19 protein-coding genes are annotated in these 20,772 nt (G+C 63.7%); 10 read left to right on the top strand and 9 right to left on the bottom strand.

The genetic code is table 11. The features are described from left to right. Nucleotides 1-2: 2 nt before the first annotated feature. Complete coding sequence (locus SX1_RS12420; RefSeq protein WP_019053245.1) at nucleotides 3-3,146, top strand: amidohydrolase family protein; 3,144 nt, start codon at nucleotides 3-5, stop codon at nucleotides 3,144-3,146. 62 nt (nucleotides 3,147-3,208) lie between these two features. On the opposite strand, the gene SX1_RS12415 is transcribed toward SX1_RS12420, so the two are convergent. Beyond that, a complete protein-coding gene (locus SX1_RS12415) occupies nucleotides 3,209-3,898 on the bottom strand; it encodes an anti-sigma factor family protein (protein ID WP_019053244.1) in 690 nt (229 codons plus the stop codon). Then, on the bottom strand, nucleotides 3,895-4,383 hold the full coding sequence (locus SX1_RS12410) for an RNA polymerase sigma factor (RefSeq protein ID WP_019053243.1): 489 nt from the start codon (nucleotides 4,381-4,383) through the stop codon (nucleotides 3,895-3,897). The genes SX1_RS12415 and SX1_RS12410 overlap by 4 nt, the downstream gene beginning before the upstream one ends. An 88-nt stretch (nucleotides 4,384-4,471) precedes the next feature. Here SX1_RS12410 and SX1_RS12405 point away from each other — a divergent pair, with 88 nt between their 5' ends. Both SX1_RS12405 and SX1_RS12400 read left to right on the top strand, forming a co-directional pair. Beyond that, nucleotides 4,472-5,755 (top strand): S8 family serine peptidase, encoded by a 1,284-nt coding sequence (locus SX1_RS12405; protein ID WP_019053242.1) that lies wholly within the window; start codon nucleotides 4,472-4,474, stop codon nucleotides 5,753-5,755. A 99-nt stretch (nucleotides 5,756-5,854) separates the two neighbouring features. Beyond that, nucleotides 5,855-6,484 (top strand): hypothetical protein, encoded by a 630-nt coding sequence (locus SX1_RS12400; RefSeq protein WP_019053241.1) that lies wholly within the window; start codon nucleotides 5,855-5,857, stop codon nucleotides 6,482-6,484. A 106-nt stretch (nucleotides 6,485-6,590) separates the two neighbouring features. On the opposite strand, the gene SX1_RS12395 is transcribed toward SX1_RS12400, so the two are convergent. The 3 genes from SX1_RS12395 to SX1_RS12385 all read right to left on the bottom strand — a co-directional run bounded on the left by SX1_RS12395 (nucleotide 6,591) and on the right by SX1_RS12385 (nucleotide 9,486). Continuing rightward, entirely contained in the window at nucleotides 6,591-7,538 is a 948-nt protein-coding gene (locus tag SX1_RS12395; RefSeq protein WP_019053240.1) for an alpha/beta hydrolase, read from the bottom strand. 138 nt (nucleotides 7,539-7,676) lie between these two features. Beyond that, nucleotides 7,677-8,384 carry a response regulator transcription factor CtrA gene (gene ctrA / locus SX1_RS12390; protein ID WP_017182525.1) on the bottom strand — a complete coding sequence of 236 codons (708 nt, stop codon included), beginning with the start codon at nucleotides 8,382-8,384 and terminating at the stop codon, nucleotides 7,677-7,679. A 208-nt stretch (nucleotides 8,385-8,592) separates the two neighbouring features. Continuing rightward, the gene (locus SX1_RS12385) at nucleotides 8,593-9,486 is read right to left on the bottom strand and encodes a LysR family transcriptional regulator (RefSeq protein WP_026149725.1); all 894 of its coding nucleotides are present in this window, start codon (nucleotides 9,484-9,486) and stop codon (nucleotides 8,593-8,595) included. Nucleotides 9,487-9,591: 105 nt separating this feature from the next. On the opposite strand from SX1_RS12385, the gene SX1_RS12380 reads away from it, so the two are divergent. Together SX1_RS12380 and wrbA are read left to right on the top strand one after the other, a co-directional pair. After that, a complete protein-coding gene (locus tag SX1_RS12380; protein ID WP_019053238.1) occupies nucleotides 9,592-10,311 on the top strand; it encodes a pirin family protein in 720 nt (239 codons plus the stop codon). Between the two features lie 108 nt (nucleotides 10,312-10,419). After that, nucleotides 10,420-11,019: an NAD(P)H:quinone oxidoreductase gene (gene wrbA, locus SX1_RS12375; protein ID WP_019053237.1), complete on the top strand. Its 600-nt coding sequence runs from the start codon at nucleotides 10,420-10,422 to the stop codon at nucleotides 11,017-11,019. Between the two features lie 123 nt (nucleotides 11,020-11,142). Here wrbA and SX1_RS12370 read toward each other — a convergent pair whose 3' ends face one another. Next, a complete protein-coding gene (locus SX1_RS12370; RefSeq protein WP_019053236.1) occupies nucleotides 11,143-13,101 on the bottom strand; it encodes a S9 family peptidase in 1,959 nt (652 codons plus the stop codon). Nucleotides 13,102-13,273: 172 nt separating this feature from the next. Between SX1_RS12370 and SX1_RS12365 the strand changes: the two genes are divergently transcribed. Beyond that, nucleotides 13,274-14,962 carry a M28 family peptidase gene (locus tag SX1_RS12365; protein WP_019053235.1) on the top strand — a complete coding sequence of 563 codons (1,689 nt, stop codon included), beginning with the start codon at nucleotides 13,274-13,276 and terminating at the stop codon, nucleotides 14,960-14,962. Nucleotides 14,963-15,059: 97 nt separating this feature from the next. Here the strand turns inward: SX1_RS12365 and SX1_RS12360 are convergent, their stop codons facing one another. Beyond that, nucleotides 15,060-15,494: a DUF6265 family protein gene (locus tag SX1_RS12360; protein ID WP_017182531.1), complete on the bottom strand. Its 435-nt coding sequence runs from the start codon at nucleotides 15,492-15,494 to the stop codon at nucleotides 15,060-15,062. Between the two features lie 116 nt (nucleotides 15,495-15,610). Between SX1_RS12360 and SX1_RS12355 the strand changes: the two genes are divergently transcribed. Further along, the gene (locus SX1_RS12355; RefSeq protein WP_026149723.1) at nucleotides 15,611-16,594 is read left to right on the top strand and encodes an agmatine deiminase family protein; all 984 of its coding nucleotides are present in this window, start codon (nucleotides 15,611-15,613) and stop codon (nucleotides 16,592-16,594) included. A 117-nt stretch (nucleotides 16,595-16,711) separates the two neighbouring features. Next, entirely contained in the window at nucleotides 16,712-17,560 is an 849-nt protein-coding gene (gene aguB, locus SX1_RS12350; RefSeq protein WP_019053233.1) for an N-carbamoylputrescine amidase, read from the top strand. Nucleotides 17,561-17,563: 3 nt separating this feature from the next. Here aguB and SX1_RS12345 read toward each other — a convergent pair whose 3' ends face one another. Then, nucleotides 17,564-18,532, bottom strand: a complete 969-nt coding sequence (locus SX1_RS12345; protein WP_019053232.1) for an acyltransferase family protein — start codon at nucleotides 18,530-18,532, stop codon at nucleotides 17,564-17,566. 73 nt (nucleotides 18,533-18,605) lie between these two features. Here SX1_RS12345 and SX1_RS12340 point away from each other — a divergent pair, with 73 nt between their 5' ends. After that, nucleotides 18,606-19,283, top strand: coding sequence for an RluA family pseudouridine synthase (locus tag SX1_RS12340; RefSeq protein ID WP_019053231.1), 678 nt, complete (start codon nucleotides 18,606-18,608; stop codon nucleotides 19,281-19,283). Nucleotides 19,284-19,313: 30 nt separating this feature from the next. After that, complete coding sequence (gene arfB / locus SX1_RS12335; RefSeq protein ID WP_019053230.1) at nucleotides 19,314-19,739, top strand: alternative ribosome rescue aminoacyl-tRNA hydrolase ArfB; 426 nt, start codon at nucleotides 19,314-19,316, stop codon at nucleotides 19,737-19,739. Here the strand turns inward: arfB and SX1_RS24835 are convergent. After that, on the bottom strand, nucleotides 19,736-20,701 hold the full coding sequence (locus tag SX1_RS24835) for a phosphatase PAP2 family protein (RefSeq protein ID WP_255209749.1): 966 nt from the start codon (nucleotides 20,699-20,701) through the stop codon (nucleotides 19,736-19,738). The two genes, arfB and SX1_RS24835, sit on opposite strands and share 4 nt — an antisense overlap. Between the last annotated feature and the right edge of the window lie 71 nt (nucleotides 20,702-20,772).

Here is a 20,772-nt window from a genome sequence, read left to right as displayed (position 1 = left end):
GCATGAAGAACGAACCGGGCGTGAGCCGGCGCGAGGCGATTGCGGCGGGCGGGATCGGCTTGCTGGCGGCGGGCAGCGTTGCATCGGTCGCGCAATCGGACGGCGCGCCGGGGGCAGGCAAGGAAACGATGGTGCGTGTCGAGGACGCCACCAATGTCGCACTCTCCTTGTCGCCCGATGGCCGCCGGATCGCCTTCGACCTGCTCGGCATCTTGTGGACGATGCCGGTCGCGGGCGGACCGCTGAAACGGCTGACCGGCGATTTTGACGATCTGGCCCAGCCCGACTGGTCGCCCGATGGCAAGCGCATTGCGTTCCAATCCTATCGCAGCGGCAATTTCCACATCTGGTCGGTCGCGGCCGATGGCAGCGACATGCGCCAGCATACGGACGGGCTACTGGACGATCGTGAACCGCGCTGGTCGCCCGATGGACGGACCATCGCCTTTTCCAGCGATCGGGCGGACGGGCGCTACGCCATCTATCTGCTGGATGTGGCGTCAGGCCGGGTGACGCCGCTGTCCAGCGGAACGAGCAATGACAGCGAACCGTGCTGGTCGCCCGATGGTCAGCGGATCGCCTTTGTGGCGGGCGGTACGAAGCTGGTTATCGCCGATGTCGCGACCGGCGCGGTCAGCGAGGCGGCATCAGTGCCCCCCTCCCCCGATCGCTTCAATCCGTCGGCCATCATGGCCCCGACCTTCACGCCGGACGGCCGTATCGCCTATACGCGCGTCCAGCCCGGTTCCGTAACGCTGGTCGTGGACGGCAAGGATGTGGTTGCGGGCGAAGATCTCTACCCCTTCCGCCCCGCTTTCACGGCGGATGGTGCGATCCTCTATGGCTCCGGCGGCAAGTTGCGGCGCTGGCAGGGCGGTAAGGCGAGCGTCGTGCCCTTCACCACGCAAGTTCCGGTGACGACGCCCGATTACAGCAAGAAGGCGCGCGATTTCACCTCCACGACGCCAAAACCCGTGGTCGGCATTGCCGCACCGATGCTATCGCCTGATGGCAAGCAGATCGTCTTTGCCGCGCTCAATGATCTTTATCTGATGCCGGTCGGCGGGACACCCCGCATCATCGTTGGCGACTCCTTCCACAAATGCGATCCGGCCTGGTCGCCAGACGGCCGGACCATCGCCTATAGTTGCGACCGGGGCGGCACGCTGGACTTGTGGCTGCATGACGTCAGCACCGGCAAGGATCGGCAACTGACCAACATCCCGGACAAGGCCGTCGCCTGGGGCAGCTGGTCGCAGGACGGAAAGCTGATCGCCTTTCTGGATCAGGAAGGCGCGCTCCATACCGTCGAGGTGGCAACCGGCACGGTGCGCAAGCGCTTCGATGCGATCTGGGAACCGGGGCGGCCCAGTTTCGGTCCCGATGGCCAGACCATCGCCTATGCCGCCTTCAAGCCGGTGACGGGCCGCTATCGCGAAGGGGCGAGCCAGATATTATCGATCGATCTGGCGACCGGCAAAGGCACCTATCGCCCGGTGTTCGACGGCAAGTCGCTCGGCACGCGCGGCCATGACGGGCCGGTCTGGTCGCCCGATGGCAAGGCAATGGCCTTCGTCTTCGCCAGCACGCTTTGGGTCGCGCCCGTCGCACCGGACGGCAGCTTCACCGGCGCGCCGCGCCAGGTCAGCACCGAACTCGCCGATGCGCCAAGCTGGAGCGGGGATTCCCGGTCACTCCTGTATCTGAGCGGCGGAAAATTGCGGCTTGTGCCGGTCTCTGGCGGCAAGCCGCAGACCGTGCCTTGCCGCCTAACATGGGCCAATGCCAAGCCTTCGGGTCGCACCGTCATCAGGGCTGGCAAGGTCTGGGACGCGCTGTCCCCGGCCTACAAGAGCGGCGTCGACGTGGTGATCGACGGCAACGTCATCACCGCGGTCACGCCACATGATGGCGGCGCGCCGTCCGACGCCAATGCCCGCTTCATCGACGCGCCGGACCTTACGCTGATGCCGGGCCTTATCGACATGCACACCCACCGGCAGATGGCGGGCTATGGCTATGGCGACCGGATGGGGCGTCTCTGGCTCGCCATGGGTATCACCGCGACGCGATCACCGGGCTGTCCGGCCTATCACATGGTCGAGGATCGCGAGGCGATCCAGAGCGGCAAGCGCATCGCCGCGCGCCATTACGCCACGGGCGAAGCAATCGATGGCGGGCGCATCTTCTACAATTTCATGCGACCAGTGACCGAGCCGGGGCAGATGACGCTGGAACTGGAGCGGGCGCGCCTGCTCGATTATGACATGGTCAAAACCTATGTCCGCCTGCGCCACGACACGCAGAAGGAAGTGGTCGACGCATCGCACCGGATGGGGATGCCCTTGTCATCCCATTATCATTACCCCGCGCTTCACAGCGGCATGGACTGCATGGAGCATATCGGCGCGACCAACCGCTATGGCTATTCACGCACCGTCACGGGGCTGGGCGGTGGCTATCATGACGTCAATGATCTGTTCTCTGCCGCCAGGGCCGGACGGACGCCAACATTGTTCGCCGCGACCGCGCTGCTGGGGCTGGACGACAGCTTCACGCGCGATCCCCGGATCACCACCCTCTATCCCGACTGGGAGTTCGCCAAGCTGACCGGACGGGTCAAGGCGATGTCGGGCGAAGGCGGCGCGGTGATGCTGGCGTCGCTGGAGCGGCAGGTGGCGCAGATCAAGCAGATGCTGGCGGCGGGATGGCACCCCCTGTCCGGCACCGACGCACCGATTGATCTGACCGCGATCAGCCTGCACCTCAACCTGCGGGGCATGGTGAAATATGGCGTGTCTCCGCTCGACGCGCTGATGATGACGACGCGCTGGTCGGGTGAATTTCTGAACGAGCCGATCGGCCGGATCGAACGCGGCATGTTGGCGGACCTGATCCTGGTGGAGGGCGATCCGTTGAGGGATGTCAGCGCCGTCGCCAATGTGCGGCAGGTGGTGGCCAACGGCGTGGTCCATACACCCGATGCTCTGATGGCCCCGTTCGTGGGTGCCAAGCCGCAAGCGGACCTGACGCCGGTGCTACCGATGCTGGCCGACGCACACCAGCATTTCTGGTGGCACGATGCCGAATATGTGGAATCGAGCCGGGCCGCATGTTGTGCGGGCCATGCGGTGGAACATGTCTAGGCTGACGGCGGACTGATACGCCATCAGGAATAGCGACGCGAAGAGCGAACGGGCGGTGGTCCCTAACGCCAGCCCTTCGCCCTCGCGGCCTTCTCCCCCGCCGCGTCAACGGGCGCGCCCTCGATCAGCGCGTCGACCGTGGCCATGACCCGCACGTCCGCTGACGACGCCTGACGATAGCCGTGCGCCTGCCCCGCGCCGGGCAGCGCCTGTTGCACCTGCCAGCCATCGCCCTCACGACAAGCGACGCCCGCGAGTGTCCCGTCGAAGCTGCGGCACCAGCCGCCACCCTTGCGCTGGAAGGTCAGGCCGATGCGGATCGGATCGTCCCCCTGTGCCGAGGCCAGTTGCGCGTCGAGCGCCTGCGCCAGCCCGCCCTGCGCAATCATGACGCCATTCTGCACGCCGATCGGTCCGCCTTCCCCACCGCTCAGGCGACCAAGGCCAAGGCCCAGCACAAGGCTTGCGGCGATCGCGCCGCCCGTTGCCCATCCCCGCCAACGGGGCGCGGGGCGCGTCAGAGGCACGACCCTGGCGCTATCTTCCACCAGAGCGCGCATTGCCTCAGGCAGCGGTTCCTGCGCGATCGGCGCATAATGGCCCGCCAGCCGCTCCCGCAACCGGCGGTGCATCGCCACGCGCTCGGCCAGCGCAGGGTCTTCCGCCATGGCGCGTTCGACGCGGCGGCGGGTCACATCATCCAGTTCGCCATCGACCAGTGCGATCAGCATGGCTTCGTCAATATCGGTCATGCCGCTTCCCCCATCAGTTCAATGAGCGCCCCGCGTCCGCGCACCAGCCGCGATGTCAGCGTCCCCATCGGCACCCCCAGCACGGCGGCGGCCTCCTTGTAGGACAGGCCCTCCACCAGCACGAGCGCAATGGCTTCGCGCTGTTCATCCGGCAGCGCCTGCATCGCCCGATCCACGTCGGACAGGTGCATATGCGTTTCGATGTCATGATCGCCGGCATGACCGACATGCTCGCCCGCTTCTTCCGGCGCGAATGTCCTGGCCGCCCGCTGGCGCGCGCGGGCTTCGTCGATCCACAGGTTGCGCATGATCCGATATATCCAGCTGTCGAGGCGCGTGCCCGGCTGCCATTGGTCGCGCGCCTTGAGCGCCCGCTCCAGCGCAGCCTGACACAGATCGTCGCCATCGGCACGATCGCGCGACAGGCTGGCGGCAAAGCGCCGCAACCTGGGCAGGATCGCCAGCAAATCATGCTCGAACGACATCGGGCCTCCGTACAATGTTCCTGGGATGAAACGAGCCTGCCCGGTCGTTTCATCCCACAGCCGAGGAAAAAACGGAAATATTCGTGCGATGGATCATTATGCACCCGAAAGGACCGGTGACGACGCCATGAAATTGACCCGCCCCTGGATGATCGCCGGGCTGATCCTGATTGCGCCGGGCGCACAGGCACAACTGCTGGGCGGCAGCGGGCCTGTGGGTCAGATGGTGCCCGATGTGCTGAACCGGGTCGACGGGCTGGTCGAGGGCAGCGGACTGGAGCGCCTGTCCCCGGCGCGGCTGGCCGACCGGCTGGTGGCGGCGCGCGCGACACGGGCGGGCGATCTGCTGCAGCGGCATGGCGACAGGGTCGAACTGGACGACCGGCGCGAACCGGCGCGGCGGGGAGTGATATTGCTGACCGGCGCGGATGCCGCCAGTCTCGACGCGCTCAAAGCCGCGGGTTTTGGCGTGGAGAACGAGGCCGTGGACGGGCTGGACTTGACCATTGCACGATTGCAAGTGCCGCAGGGCCGCAGTCTGGCGCGGGCGCTGAAGGATGTGCGCAGGATCGCGCCCAGGGCGCAGGCGAGCGCCGACAATCTCTACTTCCTCGGCGGGTCGGCCAATGGCGCGGCTGCGGGGCTACTGGCTAGAGGCGGTACGGTCGGGCGCGGCGCAGCGGGACTGATCGACGGCGGCGTCGCGCGCCATCCGGCGCTGACCGGGCCGGTCGAACAGCATGGCTTCGCGCGTGGTGCGCCGCGCGCAAGCGCCCATGGCACGGCGGTCGCTTCGCTGATCAGCGGGACAGGCAGCGTGCGCGGCGCAGCGCCGGGTGCGCCCCTGCTGGTCGCGGACGTCTATGGCGATGATCCCGCAGGCGGCGGCGCCTTTGCGATCGTGCGCGCGCTGGGATGGATGGCGGCGCGCGGCGTGCCGGTCGTCACGGTCAGTCTGGTCGGACCGGACAATCCGCTATTGGCAGGGGCGATCCGGCTGGCGCGCGACAAGGGCGTCACAGTGGTCGCAGCGGTGGGTAATGACGGCCCGGCAGCACCGCCCGCCTACCCCGCTTCCTATGCGGATGTGGTCGCCGTCACCGGCATTGACGGACGCGGACGCCTGTTGCCCGAAGCAGGCCGCGCCGCCCATGTCGATTTTGCCGCACCGGGTGCGGACCTGAACGCAGCGCGCAGTGACGGCGGCAAGGGCGCGGTGCGCGGCACCAGCTTTGCCGCGCCGCTGGTCGCGGGGCGGCTGCTGGTGCGGGGCAGCCTGAATGCGCTGCTGGCTGAAGCGGAGGCGCCAAAGGGCAAGGCGCGCGGCTTCGGCAAGGGCATCATCTGCGCCACATGCAGAAATAATGACTGATTTTTAATCGGTTACGATTTTTTCCGCCAGCGCGGGATTAAACGCCTGTCTCCTCCCGTTGTCCCTGCATTGCATCGACAGTCAACAAGGAGACAAGCGATGAAGAGCAAGTTCATGATCGCGGCGGCCTGTATCGCAACGCTGACCGCGGTTCCCGCATCGGCCCAGTTGCTGGGCGGCGGCGGCGGCGGTGGCGGTCTGCTGGGCGGGTCGATCGGCGGCGTAGGCAGCAGCTTGGGCGGCACGCTGGGCGGGTCGGGCAGCGGTGGCATCGGCCTCGACCGCAGCATCGACCTAAACAATGGCCGGGTCGGCGCGAGCGGATCGGGCAATGGCCGGGCCGATGGCAATGCCAGCGGTTCGCTGACCCGCCGGGACAAGAGCCGCAGCGGCAGCGCGTCGGGTTCGGCCAGCGGATCGGCGGGCGGCAGCCTGGCGGTCGACACGCTGGGTACCAGCGATGCGCGTAACGCCGTGGGCAATGTGCGTGATCGGGCCGCGAATGGCGTCGGGGCAGTACGGGATCGTGCGAACGGTGCCGTCAGTACAACCAAGGACCGGGCTGGACAGGCCGTTGGCGCGGTTCGTGATCGGGCAGGATCGACCGTTGGCAACGCAACCGGCGCTGTGAACGGCGCTGCATCGATCGACGCCAGCGGCCAGGTTTCAGGGGGTGGACAAACTGCTGGTTCGACCAGCGCCGCTCCTGAAAGTCAGGCGGAAGATTGACCCCGCAGGGGAAAGGGGGATGGCGGCCAAGTTCCAAGCCGTCATATCCCGCCCCGTCGCCTGACCGGGCCGACGATCCAGACCGGATCGTCGGCCCATTTTTGCGTCAATCGAGGGCAAGCATCCGGCGGATTGCGCCGGTCAGGTCATTGCGCGATTGCTGCGCGACGCGCGCGGTCGCCACGATGTCGAAAGCATGGATCGCGCCCGGATAGACATGACATTCCACCGGCACCTCTGCCCCGGCCAGACGCCGTACGAAATCCAGATCCTCGTCGAGAAACAGATCGAGCGCCCCGACCGCCACATAGGTCGGCGGCAATCCAGCCAGATCATCCGCCAGCGCCGGAGAGAACCAGCCCTTGCGCGCATCGTCGCAGCCATAATCGCCGCGCAATGCGTCCCAGCAAAACTGGTTGGAAGCGCGTGTCCAGATGAATTCGCCGGTGCCTGCCGATTGCCAGCGACATTCCGCTCCGCCGGTGCGATGGTCCAGCATGGGATAGATGAGGATTTGTCCCGCCAGCGCCATGTCGCCCCGGTCCCGCACCATCAGCGCAAGCGCCGCCGCCAGCCCGCCACCGGCGCTTTCCCCCAACACGACGATGCGCTGCGGATCGATGCCAAGCGTATCGGCCTGTGCCACCATCCACTCGATCGCGGCGTAGCAATCCTCCTGTGGCCCCGGAAAGGCTGTTTCGGGCGCCAGTCGATAATCGACGGAGGCGGCGACGAACCCCATGGCCTCTGCCATCGGCCCGATCGAGCGGCTCGCCGCATCAGCCGTCCCCATCACCATTCCACCGCCATGGATGTGCAATATGGCTGGACGGGGCCGACCGGCAGGATCGGCATTGAAGATATGAAGCGGCACATCCGGCGCGCCATCGCGACCGGGGATCATGCGAATGTCGGGAATTGCCACCGGCCCAGGCCGTTCCATCGCAGCCATGCCCGCCCGCATGATCGGCAGCGCATCGTGGCTCAAGTCCAGATCTGGCAGAAAATCGAGCACGGGGACGATTTCTGGATCAATCAGATGGCGGGTCGTCATGGCCTCTCCTGGGAAATTATATCCTTGGCGGACATTCTCCTATGGCAGGCCCGGCCCCGTCACAACGGAAAAGGCCGATGATCCTGTCGGATCACCGGCCTTTACACCCCCCCGTTTAGCGCATGACGCGCGAAAGCGTCAGGCGACCTTGGCCTGTTCTTCCAGCGCCTCTTCCGGATCGCGCAGCACATAGCCACGGCCCCAGACGGTTTCGATATAATTGTCGCCGTTGCAGGCCAGCGCCAGTTTCTTGCGCAGCTTGCAGATGAACACGTCGATGATCTTGAGTTCCGGCTCGTCCATCCCGCCATAAAGATGGTTGAGGAACATTTCCTTGGTCAGGGTCGTGCCCTTGCGGAGCGAGAGCAGCTCCAGCATGGCATATTCCTTGCCGGTCAGGTGAACGCGGTTACCGTCCACTTCCACCGTCTTGGCGTCCAGGTTGACGGCCAGCTTGCCGGTACGGATGACCGATTGCGAATGGCCCTTCGACCGGCGCACCACGGCGTGGATGCGGGCGATAAGCTCTTCGCGATGGAAGGGCTTGGTCACATAATCGTCGGCGCCAAAGCCGAAGGAGCGGACCTTGCTGTCCATTTCGGCAATACCCGACAGGATCAGCACCGGCGTCTGCACCTTGGCAGCGCGGAGCTTCTTCAGCACGTCATAGCCGTGCATGTCGGGCAGGTTGAGATCCAGGCAGATGATGTCGTAATCATACAGCTTGCCGAGATCGAGACCTTCCTCGCCCAGATCGGTTGTGTAGACATTGAAACCTTCGGTCGTGAGCATAAGCTCAATCGCCTTGGCGGTGGTCGGTTCATCCTCAATCAGCAGCACGCGCATGTGAAGCCCCTTTGCGTCGCAGGTCCGTTCACCCCACCAGAACGGCATCTACTCCAATTCATTAACCAAAAAACTTCTGAAGGACAAAGGTTAATTTTTCGCTAACCCGCAGAAATCCACGAGTCGCCAAAAAACGAATCTATTTACAAAGAGTTGAGGCCGAAACGATTCTCCGCGAGTCAAGAATGATTCACCTGCGAAACGAGCATCAGCAGCCATGGTGGCGGGTGATGAAATCCAGCAGCGCATCGACGCGGGCGGGGCGCAATCGCGACGGCGGCGTGACGAGATGGAGGCCAAAGGGCGGCGCGCGCCAATCGACCAGCACCTCCTCCAATTCGCCGCTGGCCAGCGCTTCACCCACGATGAAATCGGGCAGCCGGGCGATGCCGACGCCGGCGCGCAGGGCCGGCAACATCGCGTCGCCGCTATTGACGGTCAGGCGCGATCGGACCTGCACCACCACATTTTGTTGCCCCGGTCCGGCAAAGCGCCACACGTCCGGCGTGGTGACGTTGGAATAGCAGAAGCAGTCATGACCGCTCAGATCGGACGGATGCATGGGCCGTCCTCGCGCCGCCAGATAGGCGGGTGACGCGACGACATGAATATCCACGTCGGCCAGACGGCGGGCGCGGAGCGAACTGTCGGGCATGTCGGCGATGCGGATGGTCGCATCCAGTCCCATTTCGACAAGGTCGATATGCGCGTCGGACAGATGCAGGTCGATATCGACCAGCGGATGTTCCTGCGTGAAGCGGGCGATCAGCGGGGCGATGCGCAACAGGCCAAAGCTCATCGGCGCGCCAAGCCGGACGACACCCGACAGGTCGGCGGTTTCCTCGCGCGCGGCTTCCTCCGCCGCCTGCCCTTCGGCCAATATGCGATGGGCATGGTCGGCCAGCCTCTTGCCGCTTTCGGTCAGCGCCAGACGGCGGCTGGTGCGGTTGAACAGGCTGGTATCCAGATGCTCTTCCAGCCGGGTCACGGCCTTGGACACGGTGGCTTTCGACACGCTTAGCGCCCTGGCCGCGTCGGTGAAGCTGCGATGTTCGACCACGGCGGCGAACATCGCCCAGGCCTCAAAATCAGGTAGTCGCATGGGGAAACAATCCGTTTCGATGCTGCGTGTTTCGGAAACGATCCTGATCACTAGATTGGCGGAAAGCAAGCCGGAAGTCCGGTCGATATTTGGAAAGGCAAGGATATGAACACGCATACCGCAAACCGTATCGAGCGCCGCCCCTTCGCGTCGCTGGGTCATGCCGATCATGGCTGGCTGAACGCCCGCCACCATTTTTCATTCGCCGATTATCATGACGACGATCGCATGCACTGGGGTGCGATCCGGGTATGGAATGATGACGAGATCGGCCCGCGTTCGGGCTTTCCGCCCCACCCCCATGCCGACATGGAAATCATCACCTATGTCCGCACCGGCGCGATCACGCACAAGGACAGCCTGGGCAATCAGGGCCGCACGCAGGCGGGCGATGTTCAGGTCATGTCGGCCGGCACCGGCATCCGGCACGCCGAATATAATCTGGAGGACGTAACGACCACCCTGTTCCAGATCTGGGTCATCCCGCGCGCACGCGGCGGCAGCCCAAGCTGGGGCGCCAAGCCGTTTCCGCGTGGCGAGCGGTCGGGCAAGCTGGTCGTGCTGGCCAGCGGCTATGACGAGGACGCCGAAGCCCTGCGTATCCGCGCCGACGCGCGCCTGCTGGGCGGCACCATCCGTGCGGGTGAGAGCGTGACCTATGACAGCGCTGAAGGACGCCATCTCTATCTCGTGCCCGCGACGGGACGGATCACTATCGATGGCGAGACGTTCGAAGCACGCGATGGCGCGGCGATCATTGGCGGCGCGCCCATCACCATCACCGCGATCGAGGATGCCGAAATCGTCCTGGTCGACAGCATCTAGGCTTTCCGGCCCGTCCTTCCCCCCGGACGGGCTGGCCGCCGCCCGCGCATTCTCCCCCTCCCCTTGCGCGGGCGGCACCCCTTCTCCCCTTCAACCAAGGAGCACATCATGGCTAAGGTTCTGGTTCTCTATTATTCCTCCTATGGGCATGTCGAAACGATGGCCAAGGCAGTCGCCGAAGGCGCTGCCGCCACGGGCGCGCAGGTCGACATCAAGCGCGTACCCGAAACCGCACCGCTCGAAGTCGCCAAGAACGCGCATTTCAAACTGGATCAGGACGCCCCGGTCGCGAGCGTGGAAGAGTTGGCGGGCTATGACGCGATCATCGTCGGCACCGGCACCCGTTTTGGCCGCATATCCAGCCAGATGGCGGCCTTCCTGGACCAGGCCGGCGGGCTGTGGGCGCGCGGCGCGCTCAATGGCAAGGTCGGCGGGGCGTTCACCTCGACCGCCAGCCAGCATGGCGGACAGGAAACCACGCTGTTTTCGATCATCACCAACCTGCTGCATTTCGGCATGACCATCGTGGGTCTGGACTATGGCTTCCAGGGCCAGATGGGCGTGGACAAGGTGCGCGGCGGATCGCCCTATGGCGCGACGACGCTGGCCGACAGCGACGGCAGCCGCCAGCCGTCCGAAGAGGAACTGGACGGCGCGCGCTATCAGGGCCGCCGGATCGCGGAAACCGCGATCAAACTGCACGGCTGACGGTTATTGGCCGATCACATCGTCTGTAAGTTGCAGCTGCCGAGCCTCCGGGTCGTACCAGGGTGAAGGCAAGCCGCGGAGGCTGGTGCGTAAGGACTGTGCGCCAGCCTCCTTTTCCATCGCCTATTTCCCGGCGGCGAGCAGGAAGTCAGCGCTCTGTTGCAGCATGTCGGCGCGGGCATCACTATCGTTCAGGCCATGCGCAAGCCCCTCATAAATGACGAGACGGCTGCGCTTGCCCGCCCCTTCCAGCTTGCCCTGCATGATCTTCGCCTGGGTGATGTCGACATTGCCGTCGGCGGTGCCATGGAACATCAGCACCGGCGCGCGGAACTGCGCCGCGTGGCTGGAGGGGGACGCTTCCTCGGCTTCCGTTCCCGTGCCCATGCGCTGCTGCTGCACCAGATAGCTGCTGTCAAACTGGGCGCGCCGCAGCCGATCGCCAAAATCGGTCACGGGGGCAATCGCGACGACAGCCTTGAAGAGATCGGGATCGATTACCTGCGCCTGTAGCGCCGCATAGCCCCCATAGGACCAGCCAGCGATCGTCAGTCTGGCGGGATCGGCAATGCCCTGCGCGACAAGCCAGCGTCCGGCATCGACAACGTCGTTGATCGCCTTGCGCCACGAGCGATAGCCGTTGCGCATCAGCCATTGCTCACCAAAGCCAGCCGACCCGCGAAATTGCGGCTGGATGACGGCAAAGCCGCGCGCGGCATAATATTGCACCATCCAGTCAAAGCCCCATTCGTCGCGCGCCTCCGGGCCGCCATGCGGCATCACGATTGCTGGCAACCCCTTGGCCGTTTCCTTGCCGGGCGGCAGCGTCAGATAGGCCGGGATCGTGACGCCATCGCCCGCCTTGAAACTGACGGACTGCATTTTCGCCAACTGGCGATCGGCCAATTCGGGACGATCAGGCATTAGCGGCGACAATTTGCGCGCCGTGCGGTCGAACAGATAATATTGGCCCGGATCGATGTCGCTACCCGCCCACACCAACACTTTTTGGCCGTCGCTGCTCATGTCGCCGATATGGATGGACTTGCCGCCCAGCGCCTTGCCCAGCGATGTGACCAGCGACGACACCGTCGGGTCAAAATAGATGGCTTCGCGATGGTCGAGCGCATAGCTCGCGCCGACAACCCGCCGGTCACGCCCGACGCGGATCAGCCCGGTCACATCCACCTGCGGATGGGCAAAAACGACCTTCTTTTCAAGCGCCGGGTCCAGCGAAATCGACACCAGCGCATCGCGCCCGTCAGTCTTTTCAAAGCCATAGACGATGTTCTTCTGCGGATCGACAGCGAGCGGATAGAAGCCGCTATTGTCGCGCACGTCGTAAGTGGACAGATCGCTCCAGCCCGACTTTCCCTGCGGCCGATAGAGGAATTTATAGGTCCCCTTGGAATAGCCCGTTCCCTTGATCTCCTGCATCCCCATGACGCGAACGTTACCGACGCCATCGGAGATATAATCGATCGCCAATTTGGCCGGCGTCTCGACCCGCTTCCCGCTGCCGCTGCGCGTGTCGATCCGGTCGACCCCCAGGCCCTCCAGGCGTTTTTCGATAAGACTGCCGATTTTGGCTTCCGGAACATAGGAACGGGTCATCAGGATCGCGCCGTCCTCTCCCGGCAGCAGATCCACGATGTCACCACCGCGAAAGTCGTAGGATAGCGCGTTCTGGCCGCGCCGCTGGCTCAGCAGTTTGGTATTGCCGCCTGACGCATCGACCGCGAACACATTGCTGGATCCATATACATCGTCAGCGTAGCGCGTTTCACTATAAATCTGGCAAGCGAGTCGGGCGGCAGCGACCCAGTCGCAGCGGGACATATAATCCGGATTGCCGGACGTCGTCGCGGCCGCAACCAGTTCAGCGCCTTCCCTGGCCTCAAGCACATAAGCGCGACTTCTTCGCCCCGGCCCGGCGGAAACCAGCGCGATTTTCGAGCCGTCCGGCGAGAGGCTGGCGGAAATCACTGTCTCGCGCGCGCCAAAGGCTTTGGCCAGCGCGTCGGGTTGCGTCTGGGCGAGCGCGCCCTGCGCTGTCCCCGCCGCCAGCAGCGCCAACATCATTGCCTTACCGAAACGGACCATGCCCGAATTCCCCCAAATTTTCCTGTTGGTTCAGGGGCTAAGCGAAGCGGATGTCGCGCGCAACTGCCTTGCTTGCCCTTGCTCTCTCACAATGGCATCACGGGGCATTACAATCGTATAATAACAACTCTCAGATAGGGGATATGCCCTGATGCGAACGTCGCTGCTGGCCCTTGCGGCCGCCCTCGCCCTCCCGCTCGCCGCTTGTTCCAGCGACGGTACCGACGCGCCGCCCGCTTCGGCATCGGCGACGACTCCGGCTGCGGTCGAACCGTCGATCGACACGATGAAACGGCTGGTGCAGGAGCTTTCCTCCGACGCCTATGAAGGCCGCGCGCCCGGTTCGGCTGGCGAGGAAAAGACGCTGGCCCTGCTCGCGGCAGAATTCGGCAAGCTGGGCCTGAAACCCGGTAACAAGGGCAGCTGGTTTCAGGATGTCCCGCTGGTCGAGATTACCGCGAAAAATGTGTCGCCGCTCAGTTTCACGGGCGGCAAGAACCCGGTCAGCACGACCTATGGCCCGGAAATGGTGATCGGCACCTATCGCACCACGCAGCCTAAAATCGCGGTCAAGGACAGCCCGGTCGTGTTTGTCGGCTATGGCATCAACGCCCCTGAAAAAGGGTGGAACGACTATGCCGGCGTGGATGTGAAGGGCAAAACGGTGATCATCCTGGTCAATGATCCCGATTATGAAACGCCGGGACTGACCGGGCCGTTCAATGGCCGGGCGATGACCTATTATGGCCGCTGGACCTATAAATATGAGGAAGCGGCCCGGCAGGGCGCAGCCGCCGCGATCATCGTGCACGACACGGTGCCTGCCGCCTATGGCTGGAATGTGGTGCAGTCGAGCTGGACCGGCGCGCAGCATGTAGCCGACAGTGCGGACGGCAATGCCGGCCTTTCCGCCGCGATCGGCTGGATCCAGAAGGACAAGGCGAAGGCCCTGTTCGCCAGCGCGGGGATGGACCTTGATGCGCAAATGGCAGCGGCCAGGAAGCCGGGCTTCAAGGCCGTGCCGCTGGGCGCGGTCAAGGCGTCGGTGTCGTTCGACAATGACCTGCGCAAACATATGTCCAAAAATGTCGTGGCGCTGCTGCCCGGCAAGACGCGACCCGACGAGTATGTGCTTTACAGCGCCCATTGGGACCATCTGGGCCATTGCCAGGCTGCGCCGGACGGCGACGATATCTGCAACGGCGCCGTCGACAATGCGACCGGCACGGCGGCGCTGGTGGCCCTGGCGGAAGCCAATGTGAAGGCCGGACCGACCGACCGCAGCCAGGTGTTTCTGGCGGTGACGGCGGAGGAATCGGGGCTGCTTGGATCGGCCTATTATGGCAGCAACCCGGTGTTCCCCTTCGCACAGACCGTGGGCGGGGTGAATATGGACGCCCTCTCGGTCGCGGGCCTCGCCAAGAATGTCGTAGTGATCGGCAAGGGCAAGTCGCAGCTCGACGCCTATCTCGACCGGGCGCTGGCTGCGCAGGATCGCGTGGCCACGTTGGAGCCTACCCCGGAAAAGGGCTATTATTACCGATCGGACCATTTCAGCTTTGCCAAGCATGGCTTGCCGATGCTCTATTTCGAGGGGGGCGAGGATCTGGTCAACGGCGGCACGGCAGCGGGTAACGCCGCAGCGGAGGATTATACCAAGAACCGCTATCATGGGCCCAAGGACGAATATGATCCCAATTGGGACTGGACCGGGGTGCTGGCCGACCTGAAACTCTATTATAACGTCGGCCGCGATCTGGCGACCGGCAGCGACTGGCCCAATTGGGTGGAGGGCGACGAGTTCCGCGCCATTCGGGACAAGGACCGGGCGGGGAAGTAATCCGTCCCGCCTCCGTTCGTTTCGAGCGAAGTCGAGAAACGCAGCCATTGTGCAGGCGGCTTCTCGACGATGCTCGAAGCGAGCGGCAATTGGTCAGTCACTCGCCCATCGGCGCATATGTCCAGCTTTGTGTCTGGCTGCCATCCATTTTCGCCGTTTCGGCCATCAACAGCCGCCCCTCCCGCCAATAGCGGATGCGTTGCGGATAATCATGGTCGGGATTGGCGAAGCTGATGTCCCGCACGCCTTCTGCAATGGCCGGGAATATCGTCGCTGTCCCGCCTTCGGGTGCGCCGTGGAAGGCGAGCGATCCGTCAGCCGCCCGCACGATCCGCATGACTTCCCAGGATCGCAGCACGCCACCGCGCCCGGTCCGCCCCACGCCGATCATCACGCCCCCGCGCGGGAGTGTCCACACCTCCTCGGTCCAGCGATCGTCCCGCACTTGCAGCCATTCGCCCGTCAGCCAGTCAGGCAATTCGCCCGCACGCGCTGTTGCGGACAATGCCAGCAAAAGGGCGGCGGCAACCATCGAAACTCTTCTCTTCACGGCTTTCGCCCTCTGTCCAGACCCGATCCGGCACGCTATGGAGCGCGCATAACGCCCGCTATCACGGATCGGCGCCGCTGCCGAGCAAGGACCATATCATGACATTCCGTATGCCCGCCGAATGGGCGCCGCACGACTGGACCTGGATCGGCTTTCCGACGAACCCGGCCGAATGGCCCGGCGCTTTCGAAGGCGCGCGAACGCAAATCGCCGCCTTTGCCAGCGCACTCCATGCCGGGGGCAAGGGGGAAGAGGTTCGGCTGGTCGCCGCCAATGCAGCAGATGCGGAGGCCGCGCGGGCATTGGTCGCGCCGGGCGTCACGATCATCGAGCACAGGCTGGGCGACGTCTGGCTGCGCGACACCGCGCCCATCGCGGTGCTGAACGGCAAGGCGCGGGCGCTCGTCGATTTCGGCTTCAATGGCTGGGGCGGCAAATATCAGATGCCCGGCGACGAGGATATTGGCGCGCGGCTGGCGGCCACGACCGGTCTGCCGACTTCGGCCCAGAACTGGATATTCGAAGGGGGCGCGGTGGATACCGATGGCAGCGGCCTGTTCGTGACGACCGAGCAATGCCTGCTGAACCCCAATCGCAACCCTGATCTGGATCGCGGCAAGATCGAGACTCTGCTTGCCGGAAGCCTTGGCCTCTCCGACATGCTGTGGCTGGGCGACGGGTTGCTGAACGATCATACCGACGGCCATGTCGACAATCTGGCGCGCTTCGTCGGCGATGGCCTGCTGGCGCTGCCGATCGCAACGACCGATGATGATCTCAATGCGGCGATCTACGCCGATGCACGCGCGCGGGCAAAGGCCCATGGCATAGAGGTCGTGGACATCCCGTCGCCGGGGCTGGTGATCGTGGATGGAGAAGCGATCCCCGCCAGCTACATGAATTTCTATATCGGCAACGCAGCCGTCATCGTGCCCATCTATGGCCAGCCCAATGATCAGGCCGCTCTCGATGCCCTGCGCCCCTTCTTTCCAGGTCGGGATATTGTCGGGCTGCGCAGCGATGCCATATTGTCAGGCGGCGGCAGCTTTCATTGTTGCAGCCAGCAAATGCCGAGTGTCTAACCTCAACCGTTCGGGCCAAGCGACGTCGAAGCCCGCGCCCGAGCGCAAGCGAAGGCACCTCGCAATCGCTCGATGGAGCCCTTCGACAGGCTCAGGGCGAACGGAGAAACGAACAGCATGACCAAAGTTACCGTTGCCGCGCTCCAGCTCGCCTTCACAGACGATATGAGCGAGAATATCGACCGCGTCGCGACCCATGTGGCCAAGGCCGCCGCGCGCGGGGCGAAGATCATCCTGCCGCCCGAACTGTTCGAAGGGCCCTATTTCTGCCGCGTCGAGGACGAGGCCCTGTTCGCAAGGGCGCAGCCGGTGGACGAGCATCCCGCCGTGCAGGAAATGCGCAAGCTGGCCAAGGATCTGGGCGTCTATATCCCGACCAGTTTCTTCGAGCGCGACGGGCAGCATCATTATAATTCGCTCGCGATGATCGACGATCAGGGCGACATCATGGGCGTCTATCGCAAGAGCCATATTCCCGACGGGCCGGGTTATGAGGAGAAATATTATTTCCGCCCCGGCAATAGCGGCTTCAAGGTCTGGCCGACCAGATATGGCACGATCGGCGTCGGCATCTGCTGGGACCAATGGTATCCCGAATGCGCGCGGATCATGGCGCTGATGGGCGCGGAAATGCTGTTCTACCCGACCGCGATCGGCTCCGAACCCTATGATGCGGACCTCGACACCAGCCGGATGTGGCGGCGGGCGATGATCGGCCATGCCGTATCCAACTGCATGCCCGTGATCGCCGCCAACCGCATTGGCGAAGAGGATGGCCAGAGCTTTTACGGCCACAGCTTCATCACAGACCAGTGGGGCGATTTCGCTGCCGAAGCCGATGCCAGGGATATGGGCGCGCTCGTCGCGACGCTCGATCTGGCGCAGGCGCGGACGCATCGGGCGGGCATGGGCTTCTTTCGCGACCGGCGGCCCGACCTGTACGGGCGGATCGCGCAGGACGTCTGACCGCTAAAGCAGGAACCGGGTCGCGCGCGGCGATCGGCGGATCAGCCAGAACATCGCAAACGGCACCAGCAATGCTATCGCCGTCAGCCATGGCTTGCCCAGATAGGGCGAGAGATAATGGATGAACGCCACATGCAGATACATGATCACCAGCGACGCCCGGCCCAGCGACGCCAGCGGCGCGGCATGGGGCGCGATCCGACGGGCGATAGCGACGATCAGCAGTGATGTGGCGATTGCCGAACCGATCGACAGCAGCGGCCAGCCATAATCGGCGATCTTCATGTTCAGCGTCGGGAACCAGCCCGCCAGGCCCACGATCGACAGCATGGCCAGCGGCGCAATCAAGCCGTTGCGCCAGCCCACTCGCGCCCATGCAGCGCCGATCCAGAGCAACACAAGCGCCATCGGGACGCTGAGCAGTCCCAGCGGCGACGCCTGCGTCGCCCAGCCCAGCCCATAGGCCATACCCGTCATCGGGATCAGCAGCATCGTCCAGCGCCGGTCCAGTGCATCGGGCCAGCGCGTCAACGCGACGTTGAACAGGATGCGGGCAACCATCAGGCAGGGAATGAACCAGAAGATCGTATAAGGCCCGCGCAGCCAGGAGCCGCCCAGCAGGATCGGCAACACATCGCCGGGCCACTGGTGAAAGATCGGACGACCACCCTTTAGCGGCTCGATAATCTGATCCGCGACGATCAGCAGCGTCAGAAAGATGGCGTAGGGCCGCATCTGGCTAGCCAGTTGGCGGCGGGTAAAAGCGCCGATCGGCTGTGGCCGCGACAGCATGCCGGACAGCAGGAAGAAGAGCGGCATATGAAAACTGTAGAGCGCATCGCGCAACGGTCCGCGCGTCCAGACATGGCCGACAACGACCGCGACAATGCCAATGCCGCGCGCGACATCGACCCAATCGAGCCGATCTCCGGCGGCCTTGTGGCCGCTGCCATTCTCCCCTCTATGCTCCATAGCCTCCACGCCCTATAGGACGGGACGCGCGCGTCAATGCGCCCCAGCCCTGTTTCCCGATCGGACCCTTTCCTTGGCCCTGCTTACCGACCATGTCCTCTTCATCGATGGCGAGGCCATCATTCTAGACAAGCCAGCGGGCCTGCCGGTCGATGCGCCGCGCGACGGGTCCATCGCGCTCGAAAACCATCTGCAGTCGCTGACCTTCGGCTTTGCCCGCTGGCCGCTGCCCGTCCACAGGCTGGACCGCGACACCAGCGGCTGCCTGCTGCTGGCCCGCAATCCCAAGGCCCATAAGCGCTTCGCCGGCGCGTTCGAGGCCGGGACTGTCGCCAAACGCTATGTCGCCGTCGTTGACGGCATCCCTGCGGAAGAAGGCGGCACGATCGAACTGTCCCTGTCCAAGATCAGCAGCGCGAGCGAAGGCTGGCGCATGATCCCCGCTAAGGCAGGCAAGGTCGCCGTCACCCACTGGCGCAAGGTTGCTGAAAAGGACGGCCGCGCGCTCATCGCCTTCACGCCGCAGACCGGGCGCACGCATCAGATTCGCGTCCATGCGCTCCATGGCCTGGGCTTTGGCATCGTGGGCGACCCGGTCTATGGGACAGGCGGCGTGCCGATGCTGCTCCACAGCCGCTTCCTCAGCATCCCGCGCGGCGACAAGCCAGCGGCGGAGGCGACCGCCCCCTTGCCCGCCACCTTTGCAACGGCCGGGTTCGGACAGGAATTGCTGGACCAAGCCGGGCTTTGACGGGCACGATCGAGCCGATACAGTCACGCCATGGTCGCCATCGCCATCACACGCTCGATTTCCATCGATAGCGACGAGATTATCGAAAGCTACACCCGCGCATCGGGTCCGGGCGGCCAGCACGTCAACACAACCGACAGCGCAGTGGTGGTGCGCTTCGATGTCGCCAATTCGCCCGGCCTGCCAGACGCTGTAAAAAATCGTCTGGCGGACCTTGCAGGAACACGCATGACGCGCGAGGGCATATTGATCCTGCGCAGCGAAGGCGCGCGGTCGCAACTGGTCAACCGTCAGGATGTGCGCGACCGGCTGATCGCGCTGATCCGCGAAGCGACCATCGTCCCCAAAAAACGCCGCCCGACCAAACCCACCAAAGCCTCGCAAAAACGCAGGGTAGAGGGCAAGGTAAAGCGCGCGACCATCAAACAGGGACGCGGCAAGGTGCGGGTGGATTAGGCGGGTTGTTCCGCCAAGGGTCGAGACAGTGTCGCGGTTTCCATAGAGGGGGTCCGCGACAAGCGCTCCGCTCCCTTGAGGCTCACCCACGCAATCAAGACACCGATTGGCACGTCGATCAGATAATGCCAGCGGGTAGCGACAGCGGTCACAAAAATGAAGAAGGTGATGAAGGCATAAAGCGGCACCAGAATTCGTCCGTGCTTACAGGCGAAGCTCAGAAACAGAAACGCCGCTGCGGAATGGAGCGATGGCATGGCGGCCAAGCCTACAGTGAAGGCTTTCCCGCCATTGCGCGCCAGCCAAGTTGGCCCTTCCGCGACCGACTGATTGTAGAAGTCCAACATGCTATGCTGGCCCGCCGTCACCATTGGATTCAACCCGGCTTCATAGATGAATGGACCGATCGCAGGCGCAACAAGATAGGCTAATGTTCCTAAGCCTTGCAGAAGCAGCGCGGCAATAACCAATTCAGAAAATTTGTCCGGCGTGCGAAATGCATGATAGCAAAAGCTTCCATAGAACATCGCAATATAGCCAATCATATAGAAATTGGCTTCATAGGGAATAAATATCGTCATCGATCGGCGCAAGGCCATGCATATGTCTACCAATGGCCTAAATTTTTGATCTATTTCCCAATAAAATTCGTCGAATAAATATGGATTGATATGCGGTATCCATAGCTTTATGTTAAAATAAACAAACAAAACAACAACATAGCATGGAAGCGCGATCAGAAAGGTTCGCGCTATCGCGCGTCTTTGCCCGTAAAAAGCAAATGCACCCCAGACCCCGACACCCATGAGCGGATATAGATAATGTATGCCAACAAACGCAGCACGTTCACCCGTGGGATATACTATCGGCAATTGAAAAATTGCAGCAAAAGCGACCATCATCGTGATCATCAATAGGGAAATACTGATCTCCGGCGGTAGGTTGGATTTCAATATATTCATGCTGCTGCTCCGCTGGCTCATCACGCGCTAGCAAAACAAGGTTACCAATGTCTGAACTCCCCCTCTGGCCC

This window comes from Sphingobium xenophagum NBRC 107872 (genome assembly GCF_000367345.1).
Taxonomy (GTDB): Bacteria; Pseudomonadota; Alphaproteobacteria; order Sphingomonadales; family Sphingomonadaceae; genus Sphingobium; species Sphingobium xenophagum.
This window is presented reverse-complemented; position numbering and strand designations above follow the sequence as displayed.